The sequence below is a fragment of the Streptomonospora nanhaiensis genome (genome assembly GCF_026642255.1).
In the GTDB taxonomy this organism is placed as follows: domain Bacteria; phylum Actinomycetota; class Actinomycetes; order Streptosporangiales; family Streptosporangiaceae; genus Nocardiopsis; species Nocardiopsis tropica.
On sequence record NZ_CP113264.1, the window covers coordinates 111,522 to 137,452 of the forward strand.

General features: G+C 70.5%; 25 protein-coding genes and 2 tRNA genes. 12 read left to right on the plus strand and 15 right to left on the minus strand.

The features are described 5' to 3' along the window. Positions 1–4: 4 nt before the first annotated feature. The 3 genes from OUQ99_RS00515 to OUQ99_RS00525 are packed head-to-tail and all read right to left on the minus strand — an operon-like array spanning position 5 to position 1,467. Positions 5–478 (minus strand): NUDIX hydrolase, encoded by a 474-nt coding sequence (locus OUQ99_RS00515; RefSeq protein WP_267947437.1) that lies wholly within the window; start codon positions 476–478, stop codon positions 5–7. Further along, positions 462–737, minus strand: a complete 276-nt coding sequence (locus OUQ99_RS00520; RefSeq protein WP_267947438.1) for a Clp protease N-terminal domain-containing protein — start codon at positions 735–737, stop codon at positions 462–464. The genes OUQ99_RS00515 and OUQ99_RS00520 overlap by 17 nt, the downstream gene beginning before the upstream one ends. After that, on the minus strand, positions 730–1,467 hold the full coding sequence (locus OUQ99_RS00525; RefSeq protein ID WP_267947439.1) for a DUF5919 domain-containing protein: 738 nt from the start codon (positions 1,465–1,467) through the stop codon (positions 730–732). Before OUQ99_RS00525 ends, OUQ99_RS00520 begins: the two co-directional genes overlap by 8 nt. A 285-nt stretch (positions 1,468–1,752) precedes the next feature. Here OUQ99_RS00525 and OUQ99_RS00530 point away from each other — a divergent pair, with 285 nt between their 5' ends. The 3 genes from OUQ99_RS00530 to OUQ99_RS00540 all read left to right on the plus strand — a co-directional run bounded on the left by OUQ99_RS00530 (position 1,753) and on the right by OUQ99_RS00540 (position 3,941). Beyond that, a complete protein-coding gene (locus tag OUQ99_RS00530) occupies positions 1,753–2,157 on the plus strand; it encodes a plasmid replication, integration and excision activator (RefSeq protein ID WP_267947440.1) in 405 nt (134 codons plus the stop codon). A gap of 105 nt (positions 2,158–2,262) precedes the next feature. Continuing rightward, positions 2,263–2,514 carry a hypothetical protein gene (locus OUQ99_RS00535; RefSeq protein ID WP_267947441.1) on the plus strand — a complete coding sequence of 84 codons (252 nt, stop codon included), beginning with the start codon at positions 2,263–2,265 and terminating at the stop codon, positions 2,512–2,514. Continuing rightward, positions 2,514–3,941, plus strand: coding sequence for an FtsK/SpoIIIE domain-containing protein (locus OUQ99_RS00540; RefSeq protein ID WP_267947442.1), 1,428 nt, complete (start codon positions 2,514–2,516; stop codon positions 3,939–3,941). The genes OUQ99_RS00535 and OUQ99_RS00540 overlap by 1 nt, the downstream gene beginning before the upstream one ends. Here OUQ99_RS00540 and OUQ99_RS00545 read toward each other — a convergent pair. After that, positions 3,902–4,129, minus strand: a complete 228-nt coding sequence (locus tag OUQ99_RS00545; protein WP_267947443.1) for a hypothetical protein — start codon at positions 4,127–4,129, stop codon at positions 3,902–3,904. The two genes, OUQ99_RS00540 and OUQ99_RS00545, sit on opposite strands and share 40 nt — an antisense overlap. A gap of 41 nt (positions 4,130–4,170) precedes the next feature. Here OUQ99_RS00545 and OUQ99_RS00550 point away from each other — a divergent pair, with 41 nt between their 5' ends. From OUQ99_RS00550 to OUQ99_RS00560, 3 genes are read left to right on the plus strand one after another with little or no spacing between them, the layout of a single operon-like run. After that, complete coding sequence (locus tag OUQ99_RS00550; protein ID WP_267947444.1) at positions 4,171–5,862, plus strand: replication initiator; 1,692 nt, start codon at positions 4,171–4,173, stop codon at positions 5,860–5,862. A 5-nt stretch (positions 5,863–5,867) separates the two neighbouring features. Next, a complete protein-coding gene (locus OUQ99_RS00555; protein ID WP_267947445.1) occupies positions 5,868–6,068 on the plus strand; it encodes a helix-turn-helix domain-containing protein in 201 nt (66 codons plus the stop codon). A 23-nt stretch (positions 6,069–6,091) separates the two neighbouring features. Then, complete coding sequence (locus OUQ99_RS00560) at positions 6,092–7,291, plus strand: tyrosine-type recombinase/integrase (RefSeq protein WP_267947446.1); 1,200 nt, start codon at positions 6,092–6,094, stop codon at positions 7,289–7,291. 111 nt (positions 7,292–7,402) lie between these two features. Here the strand turns inward: OUQ99_RS00560 and OUQ99_RS00565 are convergent. Continuing rightward, a tRNA-Ser gene (locus OUQ99_RS00565) sits at positions 7,403–7,491 on the minus strand. A gap of 325 nt (positions 7,492–7,816) precedes the next feature. Here OUQ99_RS00565 and dnaN point away from each other — a divergent pair. Beyond that, complete coding sequence (gene dnaN, locus OUQ99_RS00570) at positions 7,817–8,959, plus strand: DNA polymerase III subunit beta (protein WP_267950201.1); 1,143 nt, start codon at positions 7,817–7,819, stop codon at positions 8,957–8,959. A gap of 211 nt (positions 8,960–9,170) precedes the next feature. Here dnaN and OUQ99_RS00575 read toward each other — a convergent pair whose 3' ends face one another. From OUQ99_RS00575 to OUQ99_RS00585, 3 genes are all read right to left on the minus strand, one after another. Further along, the gene (locus OUQ99_RS00575; protein ID WP_267950202.1) at positions 9,171–9,974 is read right to left on the minus strand and encodes a DUF2786 domain-containing protein; all 804 of its coding nucleotides are present in this window, start codon (positions 9,972–9,974) and stop codon (positions 9,171–9,173) included. An 87-nt stretch (positions 9,975–10,061) separates the two neighbouring features. Then, the gene (locus OUQ99_RS00580; RefSeq protein ID WP_267950203.1) at positions 10,062–10,496 is read right to left on the minus strand and encodes a hypothetical protein; all 435 of its coding nucleotides are present in this window, start codon (positions 10,494–10,496) and stop codon (positions 10,062–10,064) included. A gap of 187 nt (positions 10,497–10,683) precedes the next feature. Continuing rightward, positions 10,684–11,196: an NUDIX hydrolase gene (locus OUQ99_RS00585; RefSeq protein ID WP_267950204.1), complete on the minus strand. Its 513-nt coding sequence runs from the start codon at positions 11,194–11,196 to the stop codon at positions 10,684–10,686. 868 nt (positions 11,197–12,064) lie between these two features. Between OUQ99_RS00585 and OUQ99_RS00590 the strand changes: the two genes are divergently transcribed. Beyond that, positions 12,065–12,226: a hypothetical protein gene (locus OUQ99_RS00590; RefSeq protein WP_267950590.1), complete on the plus strand. Its 162-nt coding sequence runs from the start codon at positions 12,065–12,067 to the stop codon at positions 12,224–12,226. A 129-nt stretch (positions 12,227–12,355) separates the two neighbouring features. Further along, on the plus strand, positions 12,356–15,343 hold the full coding sequence (locus OUQ99_RS00595) for an AfsR/SARP family transcriptional regulator (RefSeq protein ID WP_267947447.1): 2,988 nt from the start codon (positions 12,356–12,358) through the stop codon (positions 15,341–15,343). On the opposite strand, the gene OUQ99_RS00600 is transcribed toward OUQ99_RS00595, so the two are convergent. Further along, entirely contained in the window at positions 15,336–16,151 is an 816-nt protein-coding gene (locus OUQ99_RS00600; RefSeq protein WP_267947448.1) for an oxygenase MpaB family protein, read from the minus strand. The genes OUQ99_RS00595 and OUQ99_RS00600 overlap by 8 nt on opposite strands. 106 nt (positions 16,152–16,257) lie before the next feature. Next, the gene (locus OUQ99_RS00605) at positions 16,258–17,313 is read right to left on the minus strand and encodes a DUF4037 domain-containing protein (RefSeq protein WP_267947449.1); all 1,056 of its coding nucleotides are present in this window, start codon (positions 17,311–17,313) and stop codon (positions 16,258–16,260) included. Positions 17,314–17,880: 567 nt separating this feature from the next. Between OUQ99_RS00605 and OUQ99_RS00610 the strand changes: the two genes are divergently transcribed. Beyond that, positions 17,881–18,402, plus strand: coding sequence for a lytic polysaccharide monooxygenase auxiliary activity family 9 protein (locus tag OUQ99_RS00610; RefSeq protein WP_267947450.1), 522 nt, complete (start codon positions 17,881–17,883; stop codon positions 18,400–18,402). 245 nt (positions 18,403–18,647) lie between these two features. Here the strand turns inward: OUQ99_RS00610 and OUQ99_RS00615 are convergent. Then, positions 18,648–18,721, minus strand: a tRNA-Pro gene (locus OUQ99_RS00615). 82 nt (positions 18,722–18,803) lie between these two features. Further along, the gene (locus tag OUQ99_RS00620; protein WP_267947451.1) at positions 18,804–19,724 is read right to left on the minus strand and encodes a metallophosphoesterase; all 921 of its coding nucleotides are present in this window, start codon (positions 19,722–19,724) and stop codon (positions 18,804–18,806) included. A 99-nt stretch (positions 19,725–19,823) separates the two neighbouring features. Here OUQ99_RS00620 and OUQ99_RS00625 point away from each other — a divergent pair, with 99 nt between their 5' ends. Then, positions 19,824–20,279, plus strand: coding sequence for a GatB/YqeY domain-containing protein (locus OUQ99_RS00625; protein ID WP_267947452.1), 456 nt, complete (start codon positions 19,824–19,826; stop codon positions 20,277–20,279). A 127-nt stretch (positions 20,280–20,406) separates the two neighbouring features. Here OUQ99_RS00625 and OUQ99_RS00630 read toward each other — a convergent pair whose 3' ends face one another. Next, complete coding sequence (locus OUQ99_RS00630) at positions 20,407–22,785, minus strand: penicillin-binding protein (RefSeq protein WP_267950205.1); 2,379 nt, start codon at positions 22,783–22,785, stop codon at positions 20,407–20,409. A gap of 452 nt (positions 22,786–23,237) precedes the next feature. Here OUQ99_RS00630 and OUQ99_RS00635 point away from each other — a divergent pair, with 452 nt between their 5' ends. After that, complete coding sequence (locus OUQ99_RS00635) at positions 23,238–23,567, plus strand: WhiB family transcriptional regulator (RefSeq protein ID WP_267947453.1); 330 nt, start codon at positions 23,238–23,240, stop codon at positions 23,565–23,567. Positions 23,568–23,576: 9 nt separating this feature from the next. Here OUQ99_RS00635 and OUQ99_RS00640 read toward each other — a convergent pair whose 3' ends face one another. Beyond that, the gene (locus OUQ99_RS00640) at positions 23,577–24,761 is read right to left on the minus strand and encodes an ArsA family ATPase (protein ID WP_267947454.1); all 1,185 of its coding nucleotides are present in this window, start codon (positions 24,759–24,761) and stop codon (positions 23,577–23,579) included. Continuing rightward, on the minus strand, positions 24,758–25,804 hold the full coding sequence (locus tag OUQ99_RS00645; RefSeq protein WP_267947455.1) for an ArsA-related P-loop ATPase: 1,047 nt from the start codon (positions 25,802–25,804) through the stop codon (positions 24,758–24,760). Before OUQ99_RS00645 ends, OUQ99_RS00640 begins: the two co-directional genes overlap by 4 nt. Between the last annotated feature and the right edge of the window lie 127 nt (positions 25,805–25,931).

Consider the following 25,931-nt stretch of genomic DNA (forward strand, 5'->3'; position numbering starts at 1 on the left):
CCGTTCACCCGATGTGGGTCGGGCCTCCGGCGAGGAAGTGCTCCACGCGCAGCCGCATGGACCGGTCCATCCGGTAGCCGGTCAGCTCGTGTTTGGGCACCCAGACGACTTCCTTGGACTCGTCGCTCGGTGTGGGCTCGCCGGAGAGCGGGCGCGCCGCGAACACCAGGGAGAACTCCTGCCGCGCTTCGCCGTCGCTTGTGTAGTAGATGATGTGCTTGGGGTCGCTGTAGATGCCGATGGTGCCGGTGATCTCGCAGTGGATCCCGGTCTCCTCCAGTGTCTCCCTCACCGCGGCCTCGGGCACGGACTCGCCCAGGTCCAACGCGCCTCCGGGTACCGCCCAGTTGTCGTTGTCGGTGCGGCGGATCATGAGTACCTCGTCGCGCTCGTTGACCACGAACACGTTCACGGACGGGACGAGGCTGTTCGCCGCTGGCGCCTTGGGGTCGTCGTAGTAGTCAATCCGCTTGCCCATGTGCCTGCTCCTGGATCTGCTTCGATAGATGGGCCCATACTCCGTGCACCTGCTCACGGACCAGCTCCGGGGAAACGTCGAGACCGCGCAACACGGGAAGCGCCGCGCCGTGGTCCTCGTGGAGCAGACCGAGCAACAGGTGCTCGGTGCCGATGTGGTTGCGCCTGAGTTCCATGGCCTCTTCGCGCGCCAGGACGGTGACGTCCTTCGCCTGTTCGGTGAACCGCTCGAACATGGTCAGGGCTCCTGGGTCACTCAAGAGGGGATGCTTGGTCCCATACCTTCTCGTAGCTCTCCAGGTAGGTGCCGAACAGGGTCCCGCCGGGGATCTTGCGCAGGTGAAAGACGGGGGCCTCGGAGGCCATGGCGCCGTACACGTGCGTGTTGACGATCAGCTGGTCGTCCGCGCGGTAGAGCGAGTTGTACAGGGTGGTTCCGTGCAGGCGGAACTCCGTGCCCTCGACGGCGCGCAGCGACCGGTACAGCAGGATCACGTTCCGGATCTTCGCGGCCAGGAGCTCGTCTATGCCCTCGTCCCGGCCGCGCTGGGCGACCGCTTCGCTCTCGGGATCCCCCAAGAGGAAGCGCACCCGTACGCCGGCCTTGGCCTTGTCCGCCAGCAGCTTGATCATGCTGGGGTCGTCCGCCAGGAAGAACCCGCTGAAGACGAGGATCGAGATCTCCTGCTGGGCGCTCTCGAAGACGCGCTTCCACAGGTCCTGCGGGACGCTCCACCGGTGCGGGTAGATCTCCACGATCTCGCTCTGTGAAGCGGCCTTGCTCTGGTCCGGGCTGAGCGCCTCCGGCCAGATGTAGGTCTCCTCCACGCCGAGGAAAGCCGCGACCGCGTAGCGGTGACGACGGTAGGGGGTGCGCCCCTGCGTGATCCAGCGCTCCACGCTCTTGGCGTCCACGCCGACCTCGTCGGCCACATGGGCCGGGGTGACCCCCCGCTGGAGCAGCGCGGCTCGCAACCTCTCGTTCGGCATGTACCTCAGGTTCGCAGGATGTCTGGGGACGCGCTCACATTATCGAGACGTCCTGAACACGTCCAGCCATGTAGTGATCTCGTCCCGGCCCTGCGGGCCACAGTGGGACCGTACCGAGAACCCGTCCAGGGGGCGGAGACGACAACAGCAGACCACGGCGTCCGGTGAACTCTGGTCGCCAGATTCGATACATGCTATACATGTATCGATTCCTGGTCGGGAGAGTCGGATCTGAATCCGACCAAGGGTCATGACCTGCGTGAACGATGAGAAAGGACTGACCAGATGGCTATTCAGGGTGCGTTGCCGGTGGCGTTCGGGACGGTGTTCCCGCACGGTGCGTTCGCTCTGGGGGTGGAGGCGATCACCGACTTCGAGACCAAGCGTCCGCAGACGGACAAGGACTCGGGGTTGCCGCTGTGGGCGGTGGACGTGATCGACGCCGACCCCGAGGCGCGCGGTAAGGCCAAGTCGGTGAAGGTCAAGGTCGCCGCCGAGGTGTGCCCGACTCTGCCGGACGAGGTTCCGGGGCTGCCGTTCCGCCCGATCGAGTTCGAGTCCATGGCGGTCATGCCCTACGTGGACGACTCCGGTCGCCGCCCCCGGGTGGCGTACTCCCTGCGCGCCCGTGGTGTGAAAGCTCCCGGTGCTGGTGGTCGCCGTGCTGCTCCGGCCAAGGAAGCCGCCTGACCCGCCACAAGACGTAAAAGCGGGGCGGCCTGGTGCGCCAACACCGAGCCGCCCCTAAACCCCCACGCGAACCCTGCGAAAGCTTCGTGAAGAGGTGTCTTCAGTATGTCCGATTACCCCCGTGACCTGTCCGGCCTGAGCGGCCCGGAACTGGTCCGCCTGCTCCTGGACGCGACCAACCCCCCGCCCACCACTGATACCGAACGGGTGGAGTTCTTCGACTTCAAGGCACGGGTGTTCGCGACCCTCGCCCACCGGGACGAGAACCCGACCGCCGAGGCGATCGCCGCCCGTGCCCGTTCCGACCGTGACCGGCTCCTGTCCCGGCTCGAGGACGAGAAGCGGGGTGGTCGGTGATGCCTCAGTCCAAGGTGGGCTCCGCTCAGACCTCTCCGACCCTGCCCACTCCCGCCCACGGGGTGCGGTGGACGACCCCGATCGTGGAAACCCCCGGCATCGTGGTGCTGGGCTCATGGATCTGGCGGCTGGTCCGGTTCCTGGTGACGCTGCCGTTCCGGTTCCCCGTCACGGTCGCTTGTCTGTCCGCCTCTGCGGGGGCCTGGTGGTGGTTCGACTGGCCCGGACCCGCCTCCCTGTGGGGCCTGGCTGCCGTGGTCTCTCTGGTGTGGTGGCGTGCCTGGCCCGACACCTACCGGACCTGGGTCACCCTGCGTCTGCTGGCCTGGTGGCGGCACGTGTTCGTCTACCGGCGCCACTGGCAACCGGTCCTGGTCATCTCCGGGCTCGCGGAGTCCTACCAGGAACGCCGCTACCTCCCCAGGATTCGCCGCGTCACCTGCTCGGAGTGGGCGGACTACGTCCGCGTCACCCTGGTCGCCGGCACCGCCCCGGCCGACTTCGAGACCAGGGTGGCCGAACTCGCGCACGGGTTCCAGGCTCCCTCCTGCCGGGTGGTGGTGGACGGCCCCCGCCGGATCACGCTGGAGTTCCCCCGACACGACACCTTGGCCGAACCCCTCGACGCCCTGGACGTCCCGGACACGGCGGACCTGACCGCGTTGCCCGTCGGCCGCTGTGAGGACGGCTCACCCTGGCTGCTGCGCCTGCACGGAACCCACGTCCTCGCAGCCGGAGTCACCGGCTCTGGAAAGGGCTCAGTGATCTGGTCGGCCGTGCGTGCGATGCTCCCCGCGATCGCCGACCGGACGGTGCAGGTGTGGGCGCTGGACCCCAAGCGGATGGAGCTGTCCTACGGGCGGGACCTGTTCGCCCACTACGCCGACGACGGCGAATCCGCGGTGGCGCTCCTCGAACTGGCCGTGGCCGACATGCAAAACCGGGCACGCCGCTACGCGGGAAAGCAGCGCTCCCACGTGCCCGGCAGGAAGGACCCCTTCGTCCTGGTGGTGATCGACGAGGTCGCGTTCCTGACCGCCTACCACCCCGACCGGGACGTGCGCCGCCGCGCCGAGAACGCCATCGCCACCCTGACCTCACAGGGACGCTCGGTCGGCTTCTCCGTCCTGGCCGCACTCCAGGACCCCCGAAAGGAGGTGATGAACCTGCGCAATCTCTTCCCTGACAAGGTCGCCCTGCGCCTGGACGAGGCATCCCAGGTCGACATGATCCTCGGAGAGGGGGCGCGGGACCGGGGCGGCAATGCCCACCTGATCCACCCCACCCTGCCGGGCGTCGCCTACGTCCGCATGGAGACCTCACCGGCCCCGGTGCGGGTCCGCGCCGCTTACGTCTCCGACGACGACATCACCGCGATGACCAACGCCTACGGCTCGGCTTCCTTCTCGGGTGGTGAATCCTCTTGATACGCGCGGTACTGGGCCCACATCGCACGGTGCACCTTGACCGCGAACCCCAAGATGAGGGCCAACACGACAACCATCCAGTACGGCTTGCCGCCGATGATCGGTGGCGTCAAGACGAAGACGACGTTCATCACGAAAAGGGCGGTCAAGACCACCAGGGGCCACGACTTAGGACGTTCGGGCTGCATGGGGTGGGGGACTCCCGCTTTGTGGTTGTGGGGGTGGGCTGATGCCGACGCCTACCGGTAAGTCCACCCGGGCCGAACGCCTCGCGCAACCCCTGGCCCGTGAGGTGGCCGAACAGGTCGCCGCCGACCACGGCGTATGCATCCGCCCCGTCTCTCTCCGACGCACGAACATCGCCACCGGTGCCACCGAGGTGATCGACGTCCCCTGCGGGTCCACCCTGGAATCCCGGTGCCCGGCCTGCGCGAAGCGCAAGAGGTCGCTTCGGCGGACCCAGTGCGAAGAGGGCTGGCACCTCGCTGTTGAACCCGTCGTGGAACCCGACCCTCCGACTGAACAGCAACGGGCCTGGGTGGAACAGCGTGCGATGGTGACCGCTAAACGGGACCGGATTGCCTCCACAGGCAACGCTGACCCCGAACAGCTCGCAGCCCTGGACGCGGCCATCGCCGGGCTGGACGAGGACATCACCGCCTCCGGCCTGCGGGGCTCGGTCACCCGCTCCGCCGACTCCCCGACCTCCTCCGGGACGCGCCGGGTGCGTTCCACCAAAAGGCGTCAGGACGCCCCGGACCTTCCCAAGCGGCCCATGACCAGGAAGACGGTCGGGCGGGCCTTCACCGATCCCGACTCCGGGAAGGTGTTCCGACCCTCCCTGTTCCTCACCCTGACCCTGGACTCCTACGGTCGGGTCCGCTCGGACGGCACACCCGTCGACTTCTCCACCTACGACTACCGTCGTGCCGCCCGGGACACCCTGCACTTCTCCAAGCTCGTGGACCGGTTCGTGCAGAACCTGCGCCGGGTCGCCGGGTTCGAGGTCCAGTACTTCGCCGCCGTCGAACCCCAACGCAGGTTGGCACCGCACCTGCACATGGCCACACGCGGCACACTGCCCCGGGCCGAACTGCGCCAGATCGCCGCCGCGACCTACCACCAGGTCTGGTGGCCGGCCGCCGACCGCGTCGTCTTCGAGGGCGACCACGTCCCCCTCTGGGACACGGACGTGGGAACCTACCTCGACCCCGGCACCGGGGAAGTCCTGCCCACGTGGGACGAGGCGTTGGACGCCCTCGATGAGGACCCGGACGCCGAACCCTTCCACGTGGTCCGGTTCGGGAAGCAGGTGGACGCCAAGGGTGTCGTGGCCGGGACCGAGGACGCCGCCCGGTGCGTGCGCTACCTCGCCAAGTACCTGACCAAGGACATCGCCGACTGCCACGCGGCCGAGACCGCTCGGCAGGAACAGCACGTGGACCGGCTCATGGAAACACTGCGCTTCGAACCGTGCTCGCCCCGGTGCGCCAACTGGCTGCGCTACGGCATCCAACCCGACCAGGCCAAAGCGGGGATGCGTCCCGGTTTCTGCCGATCCAAGGCCCACCGCCGCGAACACCTGGGCTACGCCGGGCGCCGCGTCCTGGTCTCGCGCAAGTGGTCCGGCAAGACCCTCGCCGACCACAAAGCCGACCGCCTCACCTGGGTCCTCAACACCCTCGGCATCGACCCCACCGACGACGGCCAGGGCGACGAGGACAACCCGCGCCCTCCGGCGCTCTCCTCGGTAGCCTCCGGCTCCTTCGAGTGGGAACTCGCCCGACCCACCGACCCCGACGTCGCCCCGCGCGAACGCCGACTGCTCCGGGCCGTCGGCGAAGCCCTCCGACGCCGCGCACAACTCGACGCCGTACGCCAGAACGCTCTTTCGGCAACCGACGAGACGAGGGCCGCATGACCTCCATGCCTACTTCACCAACGGACTCCCGCTCCTGGTCCGACGCTGTCCTGTGGTCGGTCGCTGAAACCTCCGCCTATCTCCGTGTGCCCGCCAAGACGCTCTACGAGTGGCGCTACAAGGGCGACGGACCGCCGTCCCACCGCGTGGGCCGCTACGTGCGCTACGTGCCCTCCGAGGTCCACACCTGGGTCTGCGACCAGTAACCCACGAAAGGAGACAACCCCCGATGGCTCGCGCGTGGGTGTACGACCGCAACAAGGACAAGGCGTTCGTGGAGGCGGTGAAGAAGGCCAAGGCCTCCAAACGCACGCCTCCCGGTCGATGGTGGGTCCGGTACTACGATCCCTCCGGCATGGTCAAGAGCGGTGGGGTCTTCCGCAAGAAGCCGGACGCGGAGAAGAAACAGACCGAGATCGAGAACAGCTTTCACGAGGGCACGTACCGGAACCCTCGGGAAGCCAAGGTCACCGTGGGCGAGATGGCGGAGAAGTGGTTGGTCACGCGCACCGACATCAAGCGCTCGACCTGGTGGCAGTACCGGGCCGTCCTGGACAACCACGTCCTGCCGCGATGGGGCGCGCTCTCCCTCTCCGCAGTCCACTCCGAGGACATCGCCGTGTGGGTGGCGCAACTCCAGAAGCCGCGGGACGAAGGCGGTAGCAACCTCGGGGCCTCCCAGACTCGGCACGCTCACGTCGTGCTGTCCATGGTCCTGGGATGGTGCGTGCCTCGCCGCATCCCCTTCAACCCGGCCAAGGGCGTACCGCTGCCCAGGCCATCCGAGGCCGAACACGTCTATCTCAACCACGCCCAGGTGGAAGAGCTGGCCAACGCCTCCCTGACGCTGCGCACGAAGTACGGGCAGGAACTCGCCTCGGCACGGGTGAGTCGCACGCTCATCCTGCTCCTGGCCTACACGGGTATGCGGTGGAGTGAGGCAGCCGCGCTGCGCGTGGGCAGGGTCGATCTCGACAGGAGGCGTGTGCGGGTCGTGGTCACCTTCGCCGAGGTTGACGGGAAGCTCGTCGAGCAGGCTCCGAAGAACGGTAAGTTCCGGACCGTGCCGGTGCCCCGGTCGCTCGTCTCCGAGCTGCGTCCCTTCGTGGAGGGGCGACCGGTGGACGCTCTGCTCTTCACGACCAGGCGGGGCGCCCCACTGCGCATCCGGAACTGGCGCAACCGTGAGTTCGCCTTGGCCGTGCAGGCGGCGGAACTGGGAGACATGGGACTGACCCCCCACAAGCTCCGGCACACGGCCGCGTCACTCGCCATCGCCGCCGGCGCGGACGTCAAGGTCGTGCAAGCGATGCTCGGCCACAAGACCGCGACCATGACCCTGGACCGGTACGGGCACCTGTTCCCCGACCGCCTGGACGAGGTCGCCGACGCGATGGACGCGGCTCGGCAGAGGGTCCTTGCTGCCTGACCCCGGGAAGGACGAAGGCCGGTGGCTCGGTCCATGTGCGATAAATGTGCGATGGACGCGGGCGACCGGCCTTCTCTGCCTCTCCCACAAGCTGCTGACCTGCGGGTTCTGCGGAGGGTATGGGATTTGAACCCATGAAGCCCCGTCAAGGACTTGGTGCTTTTCAAGAGCACTGCACTCGGCCGCTATGCGAACCCTCCCGGGAGAGTGACTCTCCGCCAGTCATGGTAGCCCACGGGGACGGGCGGCTTCGCGGGGATCTCCCGCTCCGGTTCCGGGGTGGTCGGCGGCACGGGAGGGCGGGGCCCGGGGGCCGCCCGGCAGCGACTGCGGGGGCATGGCGGACACGAACGCCGTTACGGCGGAGGCGCCCCGGTCCGGTCCCGGTCGCACCACCCCTTCCGCACGGTCCGACCGGGGTCTCCACAGGTCCGACCCCGGCGACGGGGCCGGTCGCTTGTCGGAGCCCCTGGGTAGGTTGACGCTGTACGACACCTACGAGGAGGCCGACCCGTGAAACTGCGAGTGGATCGCGACGCGTTCGCCGAGGCGGTCGCCTGGACCGCGAGGGCACTGCCCACCCGTCCCGCGGTGCCCGTGCTCGCGGGGATCCGGATGGAGGTCTCCGGGGACGGCTCGGCGCTGCACCTGTCCGGGTTCGACTACGAGGTCTCCACGCGCGCGTCCGTGGACGTCCTCTCCGAGGAGTCCGGAGCCGCCCTCGTCCCGGGCCGCCTCCTGGCCGAGATCGTGCGCAACCTCCCCCCGGGCTCGGTGCACATCGACACCGACGGCGCCAAACTGCGGGTCGTCGGCGGCGCCGCCCGCTTCACCCTCATCACCATGCCGCTGGAGGACTACCCCTCCCTGCCCGGCATGCCCGGCCTGATCGGCTCCGTGTCCGCGGACGCCTTCACCACAGCCGTGCGCCAGGTGGCCCCGGCCGCGAGCCGGGACGACACGCTTCCCATGCTCACGGGCGCCTACCTCGACTTCACGGGCGACTCCCTCAGCGTGGTCGCGACCGACCGCTACCGCATCGCCGTGCGCGACCTGCGGTGGAACCCCTCCGACCAGGGCGTGGACACCGCGGCCCTGGTGCCGGCGCGCACCCTGTACGACACCGTGCGCGGACTGGTCAACCGCTCCGACGTGGACATCGCCCTGTCCTCGGGGACGCCGGGCGGGGGTGCGGGCCTGTCGCCGGGGGAGGGGATGATCGGCTTCGGGAACGGTGAGCGCCGCACCACCACCCGGCTGATCGACAGCGAGTTCGTCAAGTACGCCTCGTGGTTCCCGCAGGAGTTCTCGGCCCGCGCCGAGGTGGCGGTCGGCCCTCTGGCGGAGGCGGTCAAGCGGGTGGCGCTGGTCGCGGACCGCAACACCCCGCTGAGGCTGGCGTTCACCGAGGGGGAGGTCCTCCTGGAGGCGGGTTCGGGGGACGACGCCCAGGCGGTGGAGGCGATCGAGGTCTCCTACGAGGGGGAGCCGCTGCGCATGGCCTTCCGGCCCGACTACCTGATGGACGGTCTGACGGCGGTGGAGACCGACACCGCGTACCTCAACTTCACCGAGCAGACGAAACCCGCCGTGTTCACCGACGTTCCCGCCGAGGAGGGGGAGAACCCGTCCTTCCGCTATCTGGTTCAACCGTTGCGGGTGTCCTGAACAGGGATTGAGGCCTTTTCCCACGTCGGCCGCGCCTTATCCACAGAGTTATCCACAGGAAGGCGGACTTCCTGTGGATAACCCGGGGTAATCGTCTGCAGAGAACACCCGAACCACCCCTGGTGGACTCTCGCATTTCTGCTTTGACATGCGAAAACATCACGAGGGGCGGTTCTGTGCACAGCCTGTGGACAACGTGGGGCGGTGAGCCCTATTCACCCTCTGCCAGGGTGGACGTCCCCCCGCGGCTCACCGGGGTGTCCAGCCCGAGTTCGGCCTGGCGTCCCCGTCTGTACCCCGCGCGGTAGCCCGCCGCGCTGTGCGTACGCTCCGGCCGGTGCTTGCGCAACTGGGGGAACTGCTTCTGGAACTCCTCACGCACGCGGTTCACGTCGTTGAGCAGGACCAGTTCCGCTCCGCGGGCCGCGTCGACGCTCTCACTGGACCCGTCGGAACCCCCCGGAGCGGCCATTTCCTGCAACCGCGCCCGGAACTCCCGAATGCGTTCCGCGACCGCACGCCCGTAGGCGCGCACGAACGACCGGTAGTAGCGCTTGCGTTCGGTCTCCAGCTCCGACCTGGTGTAGTTGCGCAGTTCGCGGATGTCCGCCACGTGCGACGAACTCATGAACTTGGCCGACGACTCCATCTGCATGGAGATCGACGGCATCAGCATCCGCAGCGCGTCCAGCGCGCTCACCGTCCCCACCAGGATGATGACGCGGTCGGTGTTCTCGGAGTTGTTGCCTCTGACCGCCGACTGGCAGCCGTAGGCGGCGGCGATGTCGGCCAGTGCCCGGACCCGGGCCTTTCCGTGGCCGCCCACCCCTGCGACGGTGTAGTCCATGCGGCTGATCGCGTCCGGTTCCTCGCCCCTCTCGGCGCGGGCCTCGGCCTCCGCGATCGCGTGGCGGGTCATCAGCTCGGCGGCCTTGGCGGTGAACGCCTGGCTCTCGGCGTCAGTCACCGAGGGGTCCTCCGCCATGCGGAGGAGCCCTCGGACCCGCTCGACCATTTTCTGACGAGCAGCTTCAGTCATCGGCGCCCGGTTGTCTCCCGTCGGTGAGTGTCCAGTTCCCGCCACCGGCGGGAAACACCGAGCCTAGGCGTTCTTGTTCCCGACCACCATCGCGATGAGCCCGACGGTGACCCAGATCGCCGCCGCGACGAGCAACCCGCCGAACAGGGCGCCGAACAGCCCGGCGATCGGGGCGGCCAGGATCGAGGTCGCGTAGCTGACGATCGCGTAGCCCGCACCGCCGACCGCGGCGGGCACGGCGGCGTAACGGAAGGGGTAGGTGGCCGCGTAGCGCCTGCCCCGGCGGTCGGCCTTCTGGCGCATCACACCGCCGACGCCGCCGATCAGTGCGAAGAAGATCACCGCGGCGGTCAGCCCGGACGAGAGGGCGCCGGCGCCCAGGTTCAGCAGGAAGAAGAGGGCACCACCGGCCGCGCCCCCCAGGACCGAGGTGGTCCAGGGCCAGATCATCGTCGCCGAGGCGACGGGAGTGAATGCGTTACCGCGCTCCAGCGTCATGTCCACTGCTCCAGTCGAATCGCGTGACGACCGCTCTTCGACGGGCCGTCCGCTCCAGCATGCAGTCTCGGGGCTCCACGCGCATCAGGGCCCGTCCCTGACTTACCCCCGAGTCCGCGCCCCGGCACATCGCCGGATCCGCGGCAGCGAGGGCACCGGGTGACGGGAGCCCTCGGAGGGGCAACGATCAGCCGGTCGCGGAAGTGCCCGGACCACCGGGGTTCCCGTCGGAGGACGCCGACAGGTCCGCGGACAAACGGGGCCAGGCGGTGCGGAACGCGGGCAGCAGGGGCAGCGCCTCCAGGCGGTCCACCGGGACCCACCGGACCTCCTTGCTCTCGGTGTTGCCCGGCCGGAACGGCGTCATCTCCGCGACCCTGGCCAGGAACGTGTCGTAGCGCCACACCTGGAGGTCCTGTTCGTGGACGCCCACGAGGGTGTACTCGCCCAGGTCGCCGGCGATCTCCTCCCGGAATTCCCGGACGGCGGCCTCCAGCGGCGTCTCGTCCCTGTTCCTGGCGCCTCCGGGGATGCCCCAGGTCCCGCCCATGTGCGTCCACCCGGCCCGGTGCTGGAGCAGCACGTGGCCGGTTCCGGCCACGTCGGTGGTGTACAGCAGCAGGCCGGCCGCGCCGTACACCCCCCACCGCCGGGAACCGTCGGGCAGACTGACCCAGCCGTTTCCGTCGCCCTCCAGCATCACGTCCTCCACATCGGCTTCCCTTCCGGACCACGGGTGACGTCCGTCCTCCCGTGCACAACGATCGGACACGGGCGATCATGCCCGTGCTCCTCCGAACCTATGGCCCGCCCGGAGGCCTCCGCAGCACTTCTCCGTTGTACGGGGCGGATACCGCGTGCCGCCGCCCGGACGGGCGGCTCGTGCGGGGGAGGGGAGCCGGGGGTCCCGGGGGCACGGCCGCGGCGGACCGCGAGGCGCGGGCGCGAAGGCCGGCGCTGGACCCGGAGGAGACGAATGGAGGCGGTGCCGTTATCGGGATACCGGGAGCATATACGGAAGCGGTATCGCCTTCCCCGTGGGGATTTTTGCTTTTTCGTGCTTTTCGGCACGGGTGCGGGGACGCGGGCGCGTCGCGGAAGTCGCGGGGTTTCCCGTGGGAAGGCGAGCCCCTTCCGGTCCCGGGTCGAGGGGCTCCCACCTTCCATGACGCCACGGTGTGGGGGTCTTCGCCCTGCGTCGGCGGTCCGCAACCGGCCAAGCGGTGGTGAGGAGCCGGTGGGACGGGGTAAGAGTGAACGGCATGCGAACAACGGCCGACGCCACACCGATTCCGGCGCTGAAAGAAGACTGAAAGCGTGGTGGAAGAAGATCTCTCTAGTGTGGAACTCGTTCGACGCGAAGGCCTCCATGAGAGGACGGCTCATGGTCGCCTACCAGCGCGACGTTCGTTGGACACATGCCACCCGTGGTGTGTTCTGAGGCGGGACTCGCCGCGGGTGGCCGGTCCGCCGGAGGGCGGTGAGTCCGTTTGATGCTTCACAGGCGACGTAGGGCCACATTGCGGCTCTACACGAGTGCGGTGAGAAGAGGAGTTCGTGTGCCGGAGATGTTGACCGTGGATGAGCGGTTCGAGGCGATCATCGCCGACGCGACTCCTGTGGCGAGGATGAATCCGCTGCGCGAGCCGGACCCCGAGCAGAGGCCCCCGGCCGAGCAGAAGCCTGTCGAGAGTGCTCCCGAGCAGGAAAAGCCCAGCCAGGACGAGTAGCGTCCGGCAGGGTGGTCCAGCGGTCACTCCGAGTACCTGGGTGGAGGGGGGTACTCGGAGCCGTTGGCATGTCCGCATCCCGTTTTTCCGCAATGTCGCTTGCTAGGGTTGCTGCTTGTGGAATTCGGCGTGCTTGGCCCCATCACCGTCTGGTCCGGAGGCCGACCGATACCGGTCGGCGGTCCGCGCCAGCGCTGTGTACTGGGCGCCCTGCTGGTCCACCTCGGGCGTGAGGTCACCGTCGACCAGCTGATCGGCTACTTGTGGAGCGACGACCCGCCGCGTACCGCGCGTTCGGTCATCCAGGTCCAGATCTCCCACCTCCGCCGCATCCTCCCCGACAGCATCGCCACCACCTCGGGCGGTTACGCCCTGGACGTGGCCCCCGACACGGTCGACCTGCACCGGTTCCGGGGCCTCCGGGACGCCGCGGCCAAGGCCGAGCCGCAGGAGAGGGCCGACCTGCTCGACCGCGCGCTCTCGTGCTGGCGCGGGGTGCCCTTCTCCGGGGTCGGTTCCGAATACCTCGACTACTCCGTGGTCGCCCCCCTGCGCGAGGAGCGGTGGTCGGCCGTCGTCGGCTGGGCCACCTGCTCCCTGGAGCTCGGCCGCCACGCGGAGGTGGCCTCCCGCCTGACCCCCCTGGTCAGCGAGGAGCCGTTCCGCGAGCGCCTGCACCACCTGCTCATCACCGCCCTGTGGCGGGACAACGAGCGGGCCAGGGCGCTCGCCGTCTACGAGGAGTTCCGCTCCCGGCTCGCCGACGAACTGGGGGTCGACCCGGGCCCCGAGCTCACCGCCCTCCACGCCCGGATCCTCCAGGAGGACGCCGACCGGGAGGAGCCGGCGGCCGGAGCGCCAACGGAATCAGGGTTTCGTTACCTGGTCCGCAACGACCTCCCCCGCGACCTCCCCGACTTCACCGGGCGGCAGGGTCCCCTGCGCCAGCTCGAGGAGATGGCCGTCACCGGCGACGGAAGGGCCAAGGTCTGCGTCATCACCGGAGCCGGCGGCGAGGGGAAGACCACCACCGCGGTCCGTTTCGGTTACGAAGCCGCGAAACGTTATACCGACGGCCAGCTGTTCCTCGACCTGTACGGCTACACCTCGAACAAGGAGCCCCTGGACCCCTCCTCGGCCCTCGGGGCCCTCCTGCGCGCGGTCGGCGTCGAGCCCGAGGCGGTGCCCGAGTCGCTCGACGAGCGGTCGGCCCTCTGGCGGGCGACCCTCATGGGCCGCAAGGCGCTGCTCATCCTGGACAACGCGGCGAGCTACGCGCAGGTCAGCCCCCTGCTGCTGTCCTCGCCGGGGGCCCTCACGCTGATCACCACCCGCAACGAGCTCTCCGGTCTCAGCGGCGCCCGGTTCCTCTCCCTCGGCATGTTCGACGAGGAGTCGTCGCTGGAACTCTTCGGCCGCATCCTGGGCGAGGAGCGCGTCCGGCGCGAGCCGGAGCAGGCCCGGGAGATCGTCCGCATCTGCGGGGGCCTGCCCCTGGCGCTCAGGGTCATCGCCGGCCGGATGCTCAGCCGGCCGAAGTGGTCCTTCTTGCACGTGGCCAGGAGGCTGGGCGAGCAGAACCGCAAGTTCCGTGAGCTCCAGGTCGAGGGCCAGAGCGTCGAGGCCGCCATCGACCTCTCCTACCAGAGCCTCAACCCCGGGCAGCGCCACGCCTTCCTCACCCTGGGCCTGATGATCGGGAGCACCATCGACCTGGCCGGGGCCTCCGCGCTCCTGGACATGACGGTGGAGGACGCCGACGACATCCTCCAGGAACTCGTCGGGATGTGCCTGCTCGACGAGCCCCAGGGCGACGTCTACCGGATGCACGACCTGATCAGGGAGTTCGCCCTGGACAGGGCGACGTCGGAGTTCGACGGGGCCACGGCGGACCGGTCCAGGGCCCGCCTGGCCGAGTACTACCTGGTGACGGCGCAGCACGCGGCCTCCCTCCTGGGTCCGCGCGTGCGGGACGCGGCCGAGGACGAGCGCCCCGGATACCGCACGGACCTCGGCGGCAGGGAGGACGCGGAGGGCTGGTTCTCCCTCCACCAGGAGAACCTCGCCGACACCATCGAGTACTTCGCCTCCAAGGACAACGAGGACCGCGCCTGGAAGATGGCCGAGGCCGTGTGGCGCTTCTACGCCCTCCACGGTGAGATGGGCCTGCTGGTCAGCTCGCACGAGCGCGCTCTCCAGATCAACAGCAAGCAGGGCAACCAGCGCGGCCGTGCCGTGACCCTCATCGGCCTGGGGATCGCCCACTACATCTCCGGTCGCTTCGAGGAGGCCATGGCCTACCTCACCGAGGCGCACGGCCTGCTGGAGTCGGTGGGGGACCGGAGGGGCATCATCCGCGCCCTGGGAAACCTCGGCATGGTCTACGAGAGGATGGGCCGCTTCGCGGACTCGGCCGCGGCCATCCAGGGGGTCCTGGACTACGCCTCGGAGCTCGGCAACGACCGGATCGAGGCCCTCCAGTGGGGAAACCTGGCCGTACTGCGCCAGACGCTCGGGGACCACCGGGAGGCGATCCGCTGCGCCGAGCAGGCGATCCTCAAGTCGGTGGAGGAGGACCAGGCCGAGACGCGGGTGGTGGCCAAGCGCGTGATCGGGGAGGCCAGGACCGGCCTGGGCGAACTGGAGCTCGCCTTCCGGGACCTCAACGAGGCGCTCGAACTCTCCCTGCGGCTGCGCCTGGTCGCCCACCAGATCTTCGTCCGCAACTCCCTCGGACGGGCGTACCGGGCGGCGGAGTGCTGGGACGAGGCGATCGCGTCCCACACGGAGGCCCTGGCCCTCGCGGAGAAGTCCGGCGACCACAGCGGCGACGCCGAGATCCTCCACGACCTCGGTGTCACCTACGCGGTCGCGGGCCGGCCGGAGGAGGCGGCCGTCGAGCTGGAGAGGTCGCGGGCCGTCGCCGTCGACAGGAACGAGACGCACACGATCGCCTGCGCCGCGCTCGCCCTGGGCGGGCTGCCCGCACCCGCGGTGGCCCCGGACCGGGCCCACACGCTCCTCCGGGAGGCCGAGGAGATCTTCACGCAGCTGGGCCTGCCCGAGGCGGAGCAGGCGCGGGAGACCCTCGCGGCCCTCTCCGAGACCCTCAGCTGACGATCCTCCGGAGCCTCCGCGCACGGCGCGGTCCCAGCCACCCGCCGCTGCGGCGCATGGACCACAGGGACAGGGTGACGGGCAGGAAGCGCACGGGCCGGGGCACCCGGGGGTACACCGCCCGGGCCACCCGCACGACCCGGTCGAAGCGGCGCTGCCGTGCGTCCGACCACGGGATGCGGAACTGCTCGCGCAGGTCCGGGGGGAGCAGCCCGCCGGCCAGCAGCAGCTGGGCCCTCATCAGCGGGCGCAGGGGCGCGGAGGCGGGGTGGAAGAGCTCCCGGGTGATGCTCCGTGCCTCCTCTCCCACGCGGAGAGCGCGCATGCCCGCCTCCCAGTAGGCGTCGAACTCCGCCGGGGTGGCGGGCCACTCCTCCTCCGGCAGGCCCAGCGCGGTGGCGAACGCCGACGCCTCGCGGAGGAAGGCGGCGTACTCCTCCGCACCGAGTTCCCCGAACACCATCGCGTTCAGCCGGGACGAGGAGTGGAACAGGGTGGCGGCCACCCACAGCAGCAGGTCGTGGTCGAGAGCCCGGTAGCCGGGGCCGGTCACCTTCTGGTGCATGGCTCGCACGATGGCGTGCAGGCGCCGCTTCTCCTCCTCGGTGCCGTAGATCGTGCCGTACACGAAGTAGAGCGTGCCGAGCAGGCGGGCGAACGGCCGGGACGCGAAGGAGCTGTGGTCGTGGACCCCCCGGGCGACGCTGGGGTGGGCGATCTGGAGCAGCACGGCGTAGCCCGCGCCGCCGAGGGCGCACGCCTCCCCGCCGGCCCGGCGCAGGGGTGTCTCATCGGATGATCGGCCCATGCCTGGGATGGTACGACAACGGGCCGTGCCCTGTGCGGGACGCGCGTCCGTCCGCCCGGCGGTACGCCCGGTCCGCGGCCGGGGTGGCAGGGCGGGCGCACGCTGTTCAAGGGCCGAGCGAGCGGAACACCCCGGGGCTGGTCAGGGCGTCGGTGTTGTCCACGAGCTGGTCGACCGCGCCCACCGGCGGCCGATCCGCGAGCTCCGGGTCCGCCACCCTTTCCGACAGCGCGGTGGCGAACCGGGCGGCGTCGAGCACGGGCCAGGGGCGGTCGTGGAAGGGGCGGGGGCGGGTGTCCAGGCGCGCGGCGAGACCTGTCCGGTTCTGCCTCTCGCCGACCAGGGCGCAGGCGTCGGCGAGCGCCGCGGGGTCCGCGTCCAGCCCCCGGGTCAGGAGCGGGGTGAGTTCGGCCGTGTCGGGAAGCCGGGAGAAGGCGCTGCCCAGCCACTTCGGGTACGGCGGGTAGTGCCGGGCGAGCAGCAGGGCCAGACGCATGAGGTCGCGGACCAGGCGTGCGGCCACCACCCGCGCGCCGAGCACGTCGCCCACCTCGGCGCAGCGGCCGACGAACGCCTCCTCCTGGGCGATCCGCTGCCACTGGCAGGCCAGCACGTACCTCCACACGTCGTCCGGATACCAGTCCAGGGCCTGCCGGGACCGTGTGAGGTCGCCCGCCGAGTCGTGGAAGACGGCGCCGCCCACCGCCTCCGCCAACCGCTGCGTGGGGGTGGCGAGCCAGTCGCTGACGGACACCCCGCACCGGGGGTCGAAGCCCAGGTGGGCGCCGAACCAGGCGCCGGGGTCGACGACCTCCACCCGGTGGTGCCCGCCGGGGTGGTCGGCGTCCGGGAGCCATGTCTGCGGAGGGCCGTCGCCGGGGGCGAACCGGACGGGCCAGCCGCGCACCCGCTCGGGGAGGCGCTCCTCGAGCAGCTCCAGCACCCGGGACCTGGCGCCGGGGTCGGAGACGAAGAGCTGGAGGCGCGGTCCCCAGCCGTGGTCGGTGGAGCGCGCGGTGTCCAGTCCGAGGACCTCCGAGCCGGGACCCACCAGCGCGGCGGCGTACGGGAGGTCCGGGTGCTCGGCCCGGAGGAGCGGGGCGACCGCCTCCGAGTACAGGGCGCGGGACAGGTCGAGGCCGGGAAGGAAGTCTGGCGGCATGCCGGTGAGCCTAGACGGGCGCTGCCGTGAGGGCGACGGGGTTCGACCGGGTCCACCGCCCGCAGGCCGACGCGGTCCCGTCCCGGTGCGGGGCGAGAGGGGCCCGTGGGGCGGGGTAAGAAAATTATGTCTTCAAGGACAGGTCTGGTGCTGAACGTCCCACCTGGGGACATTGGTATAGCAGTGACGCGGCAGACCGCGGCCCCATTCTGTTAAGTATCTTTCCAGTTCATGGCTCTGGTGCCGTGGAGGCGACGGCAGGACCAGCCCGCGACCGGGCCGAATGGGCGGTCCCAGCGGTACGGGTGGGACGCGGTACCCCCTCGTAACAGGAGTCTTGACGTCCGGTTACGGGGTGCTTACCGTCTTCCGCAACGGTTGGAGAGGACATTCCGGGGACGCCCGGAGTCTCCAGGACAGAGCTGTCCGACGTTCGCAGGGAATATCCGAGCCCTCGTGGACGCCCTCCGCCCCCCTGGACCGGAGACGGTCCGGGTCACCCCCGCTACGAGACCCGACCGGGCCGCAGGGCCGGCAGGGGATCGTGACCCGAACAGAAGGGCCCCCATGAAGACCCGCAACAGAATCCGCTCCGCCTCGGCCGTCGCCGCCGCCACCGCGATGATCTTCACCCTCATGCCCGCTGGCACCGCCAGCGCACACGGCTACGTCTCCGCCCCCGCCAGCCGCCAGGCGCAGTGCGCCGCCGGCGTCGTCGAGTGCGGTGACATCCAGTGGGAGCCGCAGAGCGTCGAGGGCCCCAAGGGCCTCACCGACTGTGCGGGCGGCAACAGCAGGTTCGCCGAGCTCAGGGACGACAGCCTCGGCTGGAACGTCACCGAGGTCGGTACCAACCTGACCTTCACCTGGACCCTCACCGCCATGCACTCCACCGCCACGTGGGAGTACTTCGTCGGCGGCCAGCGCGTCGCCAGCTTCAACGACAACGGCGCCCGCCCGCCGTCGACCGTCCGCCACAACGTGGACCTGTCCGGCTACAACGGACGCCAGAAGGTCCTCGCCGTGTGGAACGTCGCCGACACCCCCATGGCCTTCTACTCCTGCGTCGACGTCAACATCCGCAGCTAGCCCGAGCGGCTGCACCGGGGCCTCGGGCCCGGCCCACGGCCGGACCGGGGCCCGCCCCGTGTCCGGGCCCGGGTGGTCCGGGGCGCGGGCGCGCCGACGAGCGGCCGGCTGAAACGTCGACTCATGGCAACCACGGCGCGACAGTGCACAACAGTGCACGCGGGACAAAAAAAGAGTGGCCACCCAGTAGCTGATATCTACTAGGTGACCACCTTTGACCAGGTATAACACTCCCTGGTCACTTGTCGGGGTGGCGGGATTTGAACCCACGACCTCTTCGTCCCGAACGAAGCGCGCTGCCAAGCTGCGCTACACCCCGAAGCAACGAGCCCAAGTCTAGCGGACGTACGGAGTGCGCGCGAACGGGTTGCGGTCGGGACGGGGGAGGGGCCCGCCGTGGGTCAGGAGGGGGCCACGATGTCCAGCAGGGAGGCCTCCGGGCGGCAGCAGAACCGCACGGGGGCGTACGGGGAGGTGCCCAGGCCGCCGGACACGTGCAGCCACGCGTCCGCGTACTCGTGGAGGCCCCACGCCCGCCGCCGGTCGATCCCGCAGTTGGTGACGAGCGTCCCGTAGAACGGCAGGCACAGCTGGCCGCCGTGGGTGTGCCCGGCCAGGAGCAGCTGGTAGCCGTCGGCGGCGAACCGGTCGAGGTTGGACGGTTCGGGGGAGTGGAGCACGCCCAGGCGCAGGTGCGCCGTCGGGTCGGCCGCCCCGGCGACCTTCTCGTAGCGGTCGAGCTTGATGTGCGAGTCGTGCACGCCGGCGAGGGCGACGTCGAGTTCGCCCGCCTTCAGCGAGCCCTTGCGGTTGTTCAGGTCCAGCCAGCCGGACGCGGACATGGCCGCGCCGAGCTCGCGCCAGGGCAGGTCCGGCACGCGGCGCTTGTTGTAGTCGGTCTTGCTGGTCCGCCAGAGGTAGCGGGCCGGGTTCTTCAGCTGGGGGGAGAACAGGTCGTTGGACCCGTACACGAATGCCCCGGGCCGGTCCAGCAGCGGCCCCAGGGCGTCGATGAACGGCCCCACCGCGTCCGGGTGGGCCAGTGAGTCGCCCGTGTTGACGACCAGGTCCGGCTCGTAGGCGTCCAGCCCGCGGATCCAGTCGATGAGCATCCTGCGGCCCGGCGTCAGGTGCGCGTCGGACAGGTGCAGGATGCGCAGGCGCGGGCTCCCCGGGGGGAGCAGGGGCAGTTCGTAGCGGCGCAGCCGGAACCAGTTGCGCTCGATCACCGAGGCATAGGTCAAGCCGGCGACCCCCACCGCGCCAGTGATCGCCGCCGCGCGCCCCACGCGGCGCAGGAGTTGTCTGTTGTCGACGCCCATCCGGCCCTCCTTCGTTGTAGGACCGATCGTCGCAGACCCGGGGCGCCCCCGCGCGCAAACCGTTGGTGGCGCCGCCGGATACCGCCGTAGGATCGGTGCATGTCCGAACTCAAAGACCGCCTCAAGAACGACCTGACCACCGCCATGAAGGCGCGTGACAAGGTGCGCACCGGCACCCTCCGCATGGTCCTGGCGGCCATCTCGACCGAGGAGGCCGCGGGTTCCTCGCAGCGCTCCCTCGGCGACGACGAGATCATAAAGCTGCTGACCCGCGAGGCGAAGAAGCGCCGGGAGGCGGCCGAGGCGTTCGACACCGGCGGTCGGCCCGACCAGGCCGAGGCCGAGCGAGTCGAGAGCGCGGTCATCTCCGAGTACCTGCCCCGCCAGCTGACGGACGACGAGCTCGCCGCGCTGGTGGCGGACGCCGTCGCCGAGACCGGCGCGGACAACCCCCGTGCGATGGGCCAGGTGATGAAGGTCCTCAACCCGAGGATCGCCGGCCGGGCCGAGGGCTCCCGCGTGGCGGCCGAGGTCAAGCGCCGGCTCGCCGGCTGACCGGTTCCCCGCCGGGGGTGCGGCCCGCTCGACGCGGGCGGGCCCCCGCGGCCGGGTCCGCCCCGTGGACGCGCGAGGGGGCGGCGGTGTCTCCACCGCCGCCCCCTCGTTCCGTCACAGGCCCGGGTCAGTCCCCGTCCCTGCCGTGGGGCAGGTGCGCGGGCTGCACGGGGAGCCAGTCCTCGTCGGGGCCCGTGCCGCTGGCGGTACCGCCGCCGTTGCTCAGGAACACGTTGACCGTGGCCCCCTCCGGGAGCCGCGTGCCCGGGTCGGGGTTGACCGCGGCCACCGAGCCCTCGGGCTCGCCGGACCGGACCCGGGTCTGGGACACGTTGACCGAGTAGCCCGCGGCCTGGAGGGCGGCCACCGCGTCGTTCTCCGGCTGGCCGACCACGTTGGGCACCCCGCCGTCGTCGCTGGCGGGGCTGGCCTCGTCGTCCGGCTCGGGAGCCCTGGGTCCGGAGGTCGATCCGAACCTGCCGGGAGCCGAGGGCAGCTGCTCCACCTCGACGCCCTCGTGGGCGCCGCGCATGGTCTCCTGCCAGATCGGCCCGGGGATCGTGGCGCCGTACACCACGCCGAAGTGCCGGTCGCCGATGGTGACGTTGCGCAGCGGGTGCTGCTGCGGGCCGCGCGGGTCGCCGACGAAGACGGCGCCGGCCATCTGCGGGGTGAACCCGGCGAACCAGGCCGCCGCCGAACCGTCGGTGGTACCGGTCTTGCCCGCCGTGGGACGGCCGATGCCGAGCGAGCTCGCCGTGCCGCCGTTGAAGGTCTGCGACAGCAGGTAGGCCACGCCGTCGGCGACATCCTCGTCGATCGCCCGCGAGCACTCCGGCTCGATGTCGATCGTGGTGCCCGACTGGCGGTCCTCGATCTGGGAGATGGCCTGCGGCTCGCAGTACATCCCGCCGGAGGCGAAGGTCGCGTAGGCGTTGGACACCCGGAGCGGGGAGACCTCCTCGCTGCCCAGCGTGAAGCTGCTGTTGGCGAGCGAGTTCTCGTTCTCCGTGAACTTGGTGCCGTCGGCGCGCTGGAGTCCGAGCGTCTCGGCCATCTCCATCACGTCGCAGATCCCCACCTGCCTCTGGAGCTGGGCGAAGTAGGTGTTGGACGACGCCTTGGTCCCGGAGACCATGTTGTGCGTGGTGTTGGACCTGGTGTCGCCCGAGTTGCTCGGTGTCCACGTGGCCAGGGTGCCGCCGTTGCAGCTGCGCTGGCCGGAGACGGACACGCTGGTGGGCGAGTTGAACGAGGTGCTGAAGGGGAGCCCCTCGTCCAGTGCCGCGGCGAGGGTGATCGCCTTGAAGGTCGACCCGGCCTGGAAGCCGCTGCTGCCGCCCCGGTCGGCGTCGGTCGCGAAGTTGATGGACGTCTCGCCGAGCTTGCTCTCGTCCGGCCCGTAGTTGCGGCTCTGGACCATGCCGAGGATGTGTCCGGTGCCGGGCTCGATGACCACCTCGGCGGCCACCTTGCGCGACTCGTTCTCGCGGGGGACCCACTTGTCGACGGCGGCCTGCCCGGCCTCCTGGGTCTGCGGGTCCAGGGTGGTGTGGATCTCCAGGCCCGCGGTGCGCAGCCAGCGCGCCCGCTCGGTCTCGTTGGGGCCGAAGCGCTCGTCCTGCTCGATCTCCTGGACGACGTAGTCGCAGAAGAAGGGCTGGTCGCTGGGCACGCACCCGTTGGGCGGGGTGTCCAGGTCCAGGTCCATGCCCTCGGACTTGGCCTCCTCGGCCTCGGCCTCGGTGACGGCGCCGGTCGCCACCATGCGGTCCAGGACCACGTTGCGGCGCTCGATGGTCTGGTCGGGGAAGAAGCGGGGGTTGTACAGGTAGGGGTAGCGGACCAGGCCGGCGATGGTCGCCGCCTGGTGCAGCTCCAGGTCGCTGGCGGGCACCTGGAAGAAGTGCTGGGCGGCGGACTCGACCCCGTACGCGCCGTCGCTGAAGTAGGCGATGTTCAGGTAGCCCTCGAGGATCTCGTCCTTGGACATCCTCTGCTCCAGGGCCACGGCGTAGCGCAGCTCCCGGATCTTGCGGGCGATGGACTCCTCACGCGCGTGGTCGAGCTCCTCCTGGGAGGTGGCCGCCTCGATCTGCACGTTCTTGACGTACTGCTGTGTGATGGAGGACGCGCCCTCGGTGTTGCCGCCCATGGTGCGCACTGCCGCGCGCAGGGTGCCGGACACGTCGAGGCCGCCGTGCTCGTAGAAGCGGGCGTCCTCGATGGCGAGGATGGCGTCGACCATGAGCGGTGAGACGTCGTCGAGTTCGACGAGCTCCCGGTTCTGGTCGAAGATCTCCGCGATGACGCCGCCCTCGCTGTCGTAGATCGTGGACCGCTGAGGGGGCGGCGGAGTCTCGAGGTTGCTGGGCATGTCCAGGAAGCCGCTGGCGACGTTGCGCGCGGTGATGCCCAGACCACCGACGGCAGGAAGGGCGAGCGCGGCGACGAGGAGGCCCGCGATGACGCCTACGACGACCAGTTGGCTGATTCTTTGAAGCAATGTCCCCTGACCCACCCCATCAGACTAAGTGACCACGGACGCGCACAGTGGTGCGATCTGAACCGGTTTGTGCGCGAGCGCGCTGAGATGCCCGCACTGTCGCGCGAGCGGTGCCCCCATGCCATCTTTTCACGGTTATCGCTGACCACTCGTTGCGCGGTTCGACGCAGCAGGGGATGCCGCCCATCCGACGCGGAGCGCTACCGCGTCCTTACGCAATGGCCCGAGCGGGCCATCTTCAGTGGGATGGGAAGTGGGTCGAGTGGGTTCTGTTGGTGCGGCGTCCGGATCCGTAATTTCTAGACGGCAGGGGTGGGCGTGGAACCACCGCACCCCACGCGGCAGCGGGAGCGTACCGTGTTCTTCCCACCCAACCAGAGCACGCGAGTGTCTGGAACCCCGGGAACCCCGCTGACGCACGATTCGGGTGCGCACACAGGGGAGTAGGGCACATGTGGACCAACCAGTGGACGACGATGGCACGTTGCCGAGAGGTCGACCCGGACGCTCTGTTCGTCCAGGGGGCGGCGCAGCACCGGGCCAAGCTCATCTGTCAGGAGTGCCCGGTGCGCACCGAGTGCCTGGCCGACGCCCTCGACAACCGGGTGGAGTTCGGTGTCTGGGGCGGGATGACCGAACGCGAGCGGCGGGCCCTGTTGCGCAAGCACCCCGGCGTCCCCGACTGGGGGCCGCTCCTGGAGGAGGCCCGACGTGAGGGCGGGGGAGACCTCTCCCACTACGCGGACACCCTCGGCGCGGGCGTCGGCGAGCCCTCCGCCTGAACCCCGGCGCTAGCGTCCTCCTGCCGCGGCGGCGAGGGCGCCGCCGATCCGGCGCAGCCCCTCCAGATCGTGCACGTCCTCCGGCAGGGCGGCCACCTCGGCCACGCGCAGGTCCGGGTGGGAGGACAGCAGGGCGTCGCGCAGCCCGACCTCGCGCCCGCGCACACGGACCCGTTCCGCGTGCAGGCGCAGTGCGGCGGACGCCAGCGGGTGGACGCCCCCCTCCTCCAGCGAGGCGGCGGCGGACTCGGCGTCCGCCGCGCCCAGCGACGAGCCCGCGCCCTCCGGCAGGGGGTGGGTGCGGTTGACGACGACCCCGGCCAGCGGCATGGCGTCGCCGGCCAGCCGGTCCACGAAGTAGGAGGCCTCGCGCATCGCGTCCGTGTCGGGGACGGCGACCACCACGAACGCCGTCCCCGGTGTCCGGAGCAGGCGGTAGGTGCGCTCCGCCCGTTTCTGGAACCCGCCGAACACCGTGTCGAAGGCGGACACGAACGACCGCAGGTCGTCGAGGAACTGCTTCCCCACGATCCTGCCGATCGTCGAGGTCACCAGGTTGAACCCGGCCCCCAGCAGCCGGAAGGCGCCGGTGCTCGCCGGGGCGCTCAGGAACCTGATGAGCCTGCCGTCCAGGAACCGGCCCAGCCGCTCGGGCGCGTCGAGGAAGTCCAGCGCGGACCTGCTGGGCGGGGTGTCCACCACGATCAGGTCCCAGTCCCCCGACTGCCGCAGCTGTCCCAGCTTCTCCATGGCCATGTACTCCTGTGTGCCGGAGAAGCTGGTGGAGAGGGTCTGGTAGAAGGGGTTGGCGAGGATCTGCCGGGCCCGCTCCGGGTCCGCGTGCTCCTCCACGACCTCGTCGAAGGTCCGCTTCATGTCGAGCATCATCGCGTGCATGCTGCCCCGGGCGCCCTCGGGCAGGGGGACGGGGCGCGGGGTGTTGTCCAGCGCCTCCACTCCCATGGACTGGGCCAGGCGCCGCGCCGGGTCCACGGTGATCACGACGGGGTGGCGCCCGCGCTCCGCGGCGCGCAGCCCCAGTGCGGCGGCGGTGGTGGTCTTGCCGACCCCGCCGGCCCCGCAGCACACGATGATCCGCGTCCCCGGGTCGTCCAGGAGCGCGTCGGTGTCGAGTGCCTTGGCACCGGTCCCCCCGCGGTTCGCGCGGCCGTCGTCCTCCGGTCCCGGGTTCACCGGCGCACCCCCTGCTCGGCCAGCCGCCGTGTGAGTTCGTCCAGGGCCGCCCGGTCCACGCCCCCCGCGAGGAGGGGGAGCTCGAGGAGGGGGCGGCCCAGGTCCTCCAGGTCCGACCGCACGCGTCGCTCCAACCGGACCCGCAGGGCGTGCCCGCGCACCTCGCCGGCCAGGGAGGCGGCGAGCTCCCGCGGGTTCTCCACACGTGCCTCCCCGAACCCGGCGGCGAGTGCGTCGAGGTCCGGGCCGCCGCTCGCGGCGGCCTCCAGGGACGCGTCGTCGAGGAGCGGGGGGCGTGCCATGTTCACCAGCACCATCCCCGCCGCGAGCCCCAGCTCGGAGATCTCCGCGATCCCGTCCCGGGTCTCCTGGGCGGGCATCTCCTCCAGGAGCGTCACGAAGTGCACCAGGGTCCGGTCGGAGCGGATGACCTCCATGACCTTGTCGGCGTGGTTGCGGATCGGGCCCACCCGGGCCAGCCCCGCCACCTCGGAGTTCACGTTGAGGAACTGGGAGATCCGCCCCGTCGGCGGGGCGTCCATCACCACGGCGTCGTAGTGGAAGGGCGCGGACGGATCGGCGGCGGAGGGCCTGCGGCGCGCGCCCCGGCGGCGCCGCACCGCCTCGGTCGCCTTGCCGGTGAGCAGGACGTCGCGCAGCCCGGGGGCGATGGTGGTGGCGAAGTCCACGGCCCCGAGCCTGTTCAGCGCCTGCCCGGCCCGGCGCATGCCGTAGAACATCTCCAGGTACTCCAGGAGCGCCGCCTCGGCGTCGGCCGCCAGGACGGACACGCTCCCGCCGCCGGGGACGGAGAGCATCTCGCGCTCCTCGTAGGGGAGCGGCGGGCTGCCGAGGAGGGTAGCGACGCCCTGGCGCCCCTCCACCTCGACCAGGAGCACGCGGCCACCGTCCGCGGCCAGCGCCTGGGCCAGCGCCGCGGCGATCGTGGTCTTGCCGGTCCCGCCCTTCCCGGTGACGATGTGCAGTCGCGCTCCCGCGCACGCATCCCCCGGATGCTGTGGTCCGTGCTCACGATCACTCACCCCAGGGAGTCTATGTGGGCCTCCGGGGACGGGTGGGGAGAGGCGTCTGTGTGGGCGGGGAGGAGCACGGGTGAGTAGTGTGGCGGCGTTGACGTGCGGCGCCCCGCCTCGGTGGCGGGACGCCGGT

Bases quoted from the DNA above. Each gene is read 5' to 3' on its own strand.
- OUQ99_RS00515 (WP_267947437.1), bottom strand. From the start codon at position 478: ATGGGCAAGCGGATTGACTACTACGACGACCCCAAGGCGCCAGCGGCG.
- OUQ99_RS00525 (WP_267947439.1), bottom strand. From the start codon at position 1,467: ATGCCGAACGAGAGGTTGCGAGCCGCGCTGCTCCAGCGGGGGGTCACC.
- OUQ99_RS00530 (WP_267947440.1), top strand. From the start codon at position 1,753: ATGGCTATTCAGGGTGCGTTGCCGGTGGCGTTCGGGACGGTGTTCCCG.
- OUQ99_RS00535 (WP_267947441.1), top strand. From the start codon at position 2,263: ATGTCCGATTACCCCCGTGACCTGTCCGGCCTGAGCGGCCCGGAACTG.
- OUQ99_RS00540 (WP_267947442.1), top strand. From the start codon at position 2,514: ATGCCTCAGTCCAAGGTGGGCTCCGCTCAGACCTCTCCGACCCTGCCC.
- OUQ99_RS00545 (WP_267947443.1), bottom strand. From the start codon at position 4,129: ATGCAGCCCGAACGTCCTAAGTCGTGGCCCCTGGTGGTCTTGACCGCC.
- OUQ99_RS00550 (WP_267947444.1), top strand. From the start codon at position 4,171: ATGCCGACGCCTACCGGTAAGTCCACCCGGGCCGAACGCCTCGCGCAA.
- OUQ99_RS00555 (WP_267947445.1), top strand. From the start codon at position 5,868: ATGCCTACTTCACCAACGGACTCCCGCTCCTGGTCCGACGCTGTCCTG.
- OUQ99_RS00560 (WP_267947446.1), top strand. From the start codon at position 6,092: ATGGCTCGCGCGTGGGTGTACGACCGCAACAAGGACAAGGCGTTCGTG.
- OUQ99_RS00575 (WP_267950202.1), bottom strand. From the start codon at position 9,974: ATGGTCGAGCGGGTCCGAGGGCTCCTCCGCATGGCGGAGGACCCCTCG.
- OUQ99_RS00580 (WP_267950203.1), bottom strand. From the start codon at position 10,496: ATGACGCTGGAGCGCGGTAACGCATTCACTCCCGTCGCCTCGGCGACG.
- OUQ99_RS00585 (WP_267950204.1), bottom strand. From the start codon at position 11,196: ATGCTGGAGGGCGACGGAAACGGCTGGGTCAGTCTGCCCGACGGTTCC.
- OUQ99_RS00590 (WP_267950590.1), top strand. From the start codon at position 12,065: ATGTTGACCGTGGATGAGCGGTTCGAGGCGATCATCGCCGACGCGACT.
- OUQ99_RS00600 (WP_267947448.1), bottom strand. From the start codon at position 16,151: ATGGGCCGATCATCCGATGAGACACCCCTGCGCCGGGCCGGCGGGGAG.
- OUQ99_RS00605 (WP_267947449.1), bottom strand. From the start codon at position 17,313: ATGCCGCCAGACTTCCTTCCCGGCCTCGACCTGTCCCGCGCCCTGTAC.
- OUQ99_RS00610 (WP_267947450.1), top strand. From the start codon at position 17,881: ATGAAGACCCGCAACAGAATCCGCTCCGCCTCGGCCGTCGCCGCCGCC.
- OUQ99_RS00620 (WP_267947451.1), bottom strand. From the start codon at position 19,724: ATGGGCGTCGACAACAGACAACTCCTGCGCCGCGTGGGGCGCGCGGCG.
- OUQ99_RS00625 (WP_267947452.1), top strand. From the start codon at position 19,824: ATGTCCGAACTCAAAGACCGCCTCAAGAACGACCTGACCACCGCCATG.
- OUQ99_RS00635 (WP_267947453.1), top strand. From the start codon at position 23,238: ATGTGGACCAACCAGTGGACGACGATGGCACGTTGCCGAGAGGTCGAC.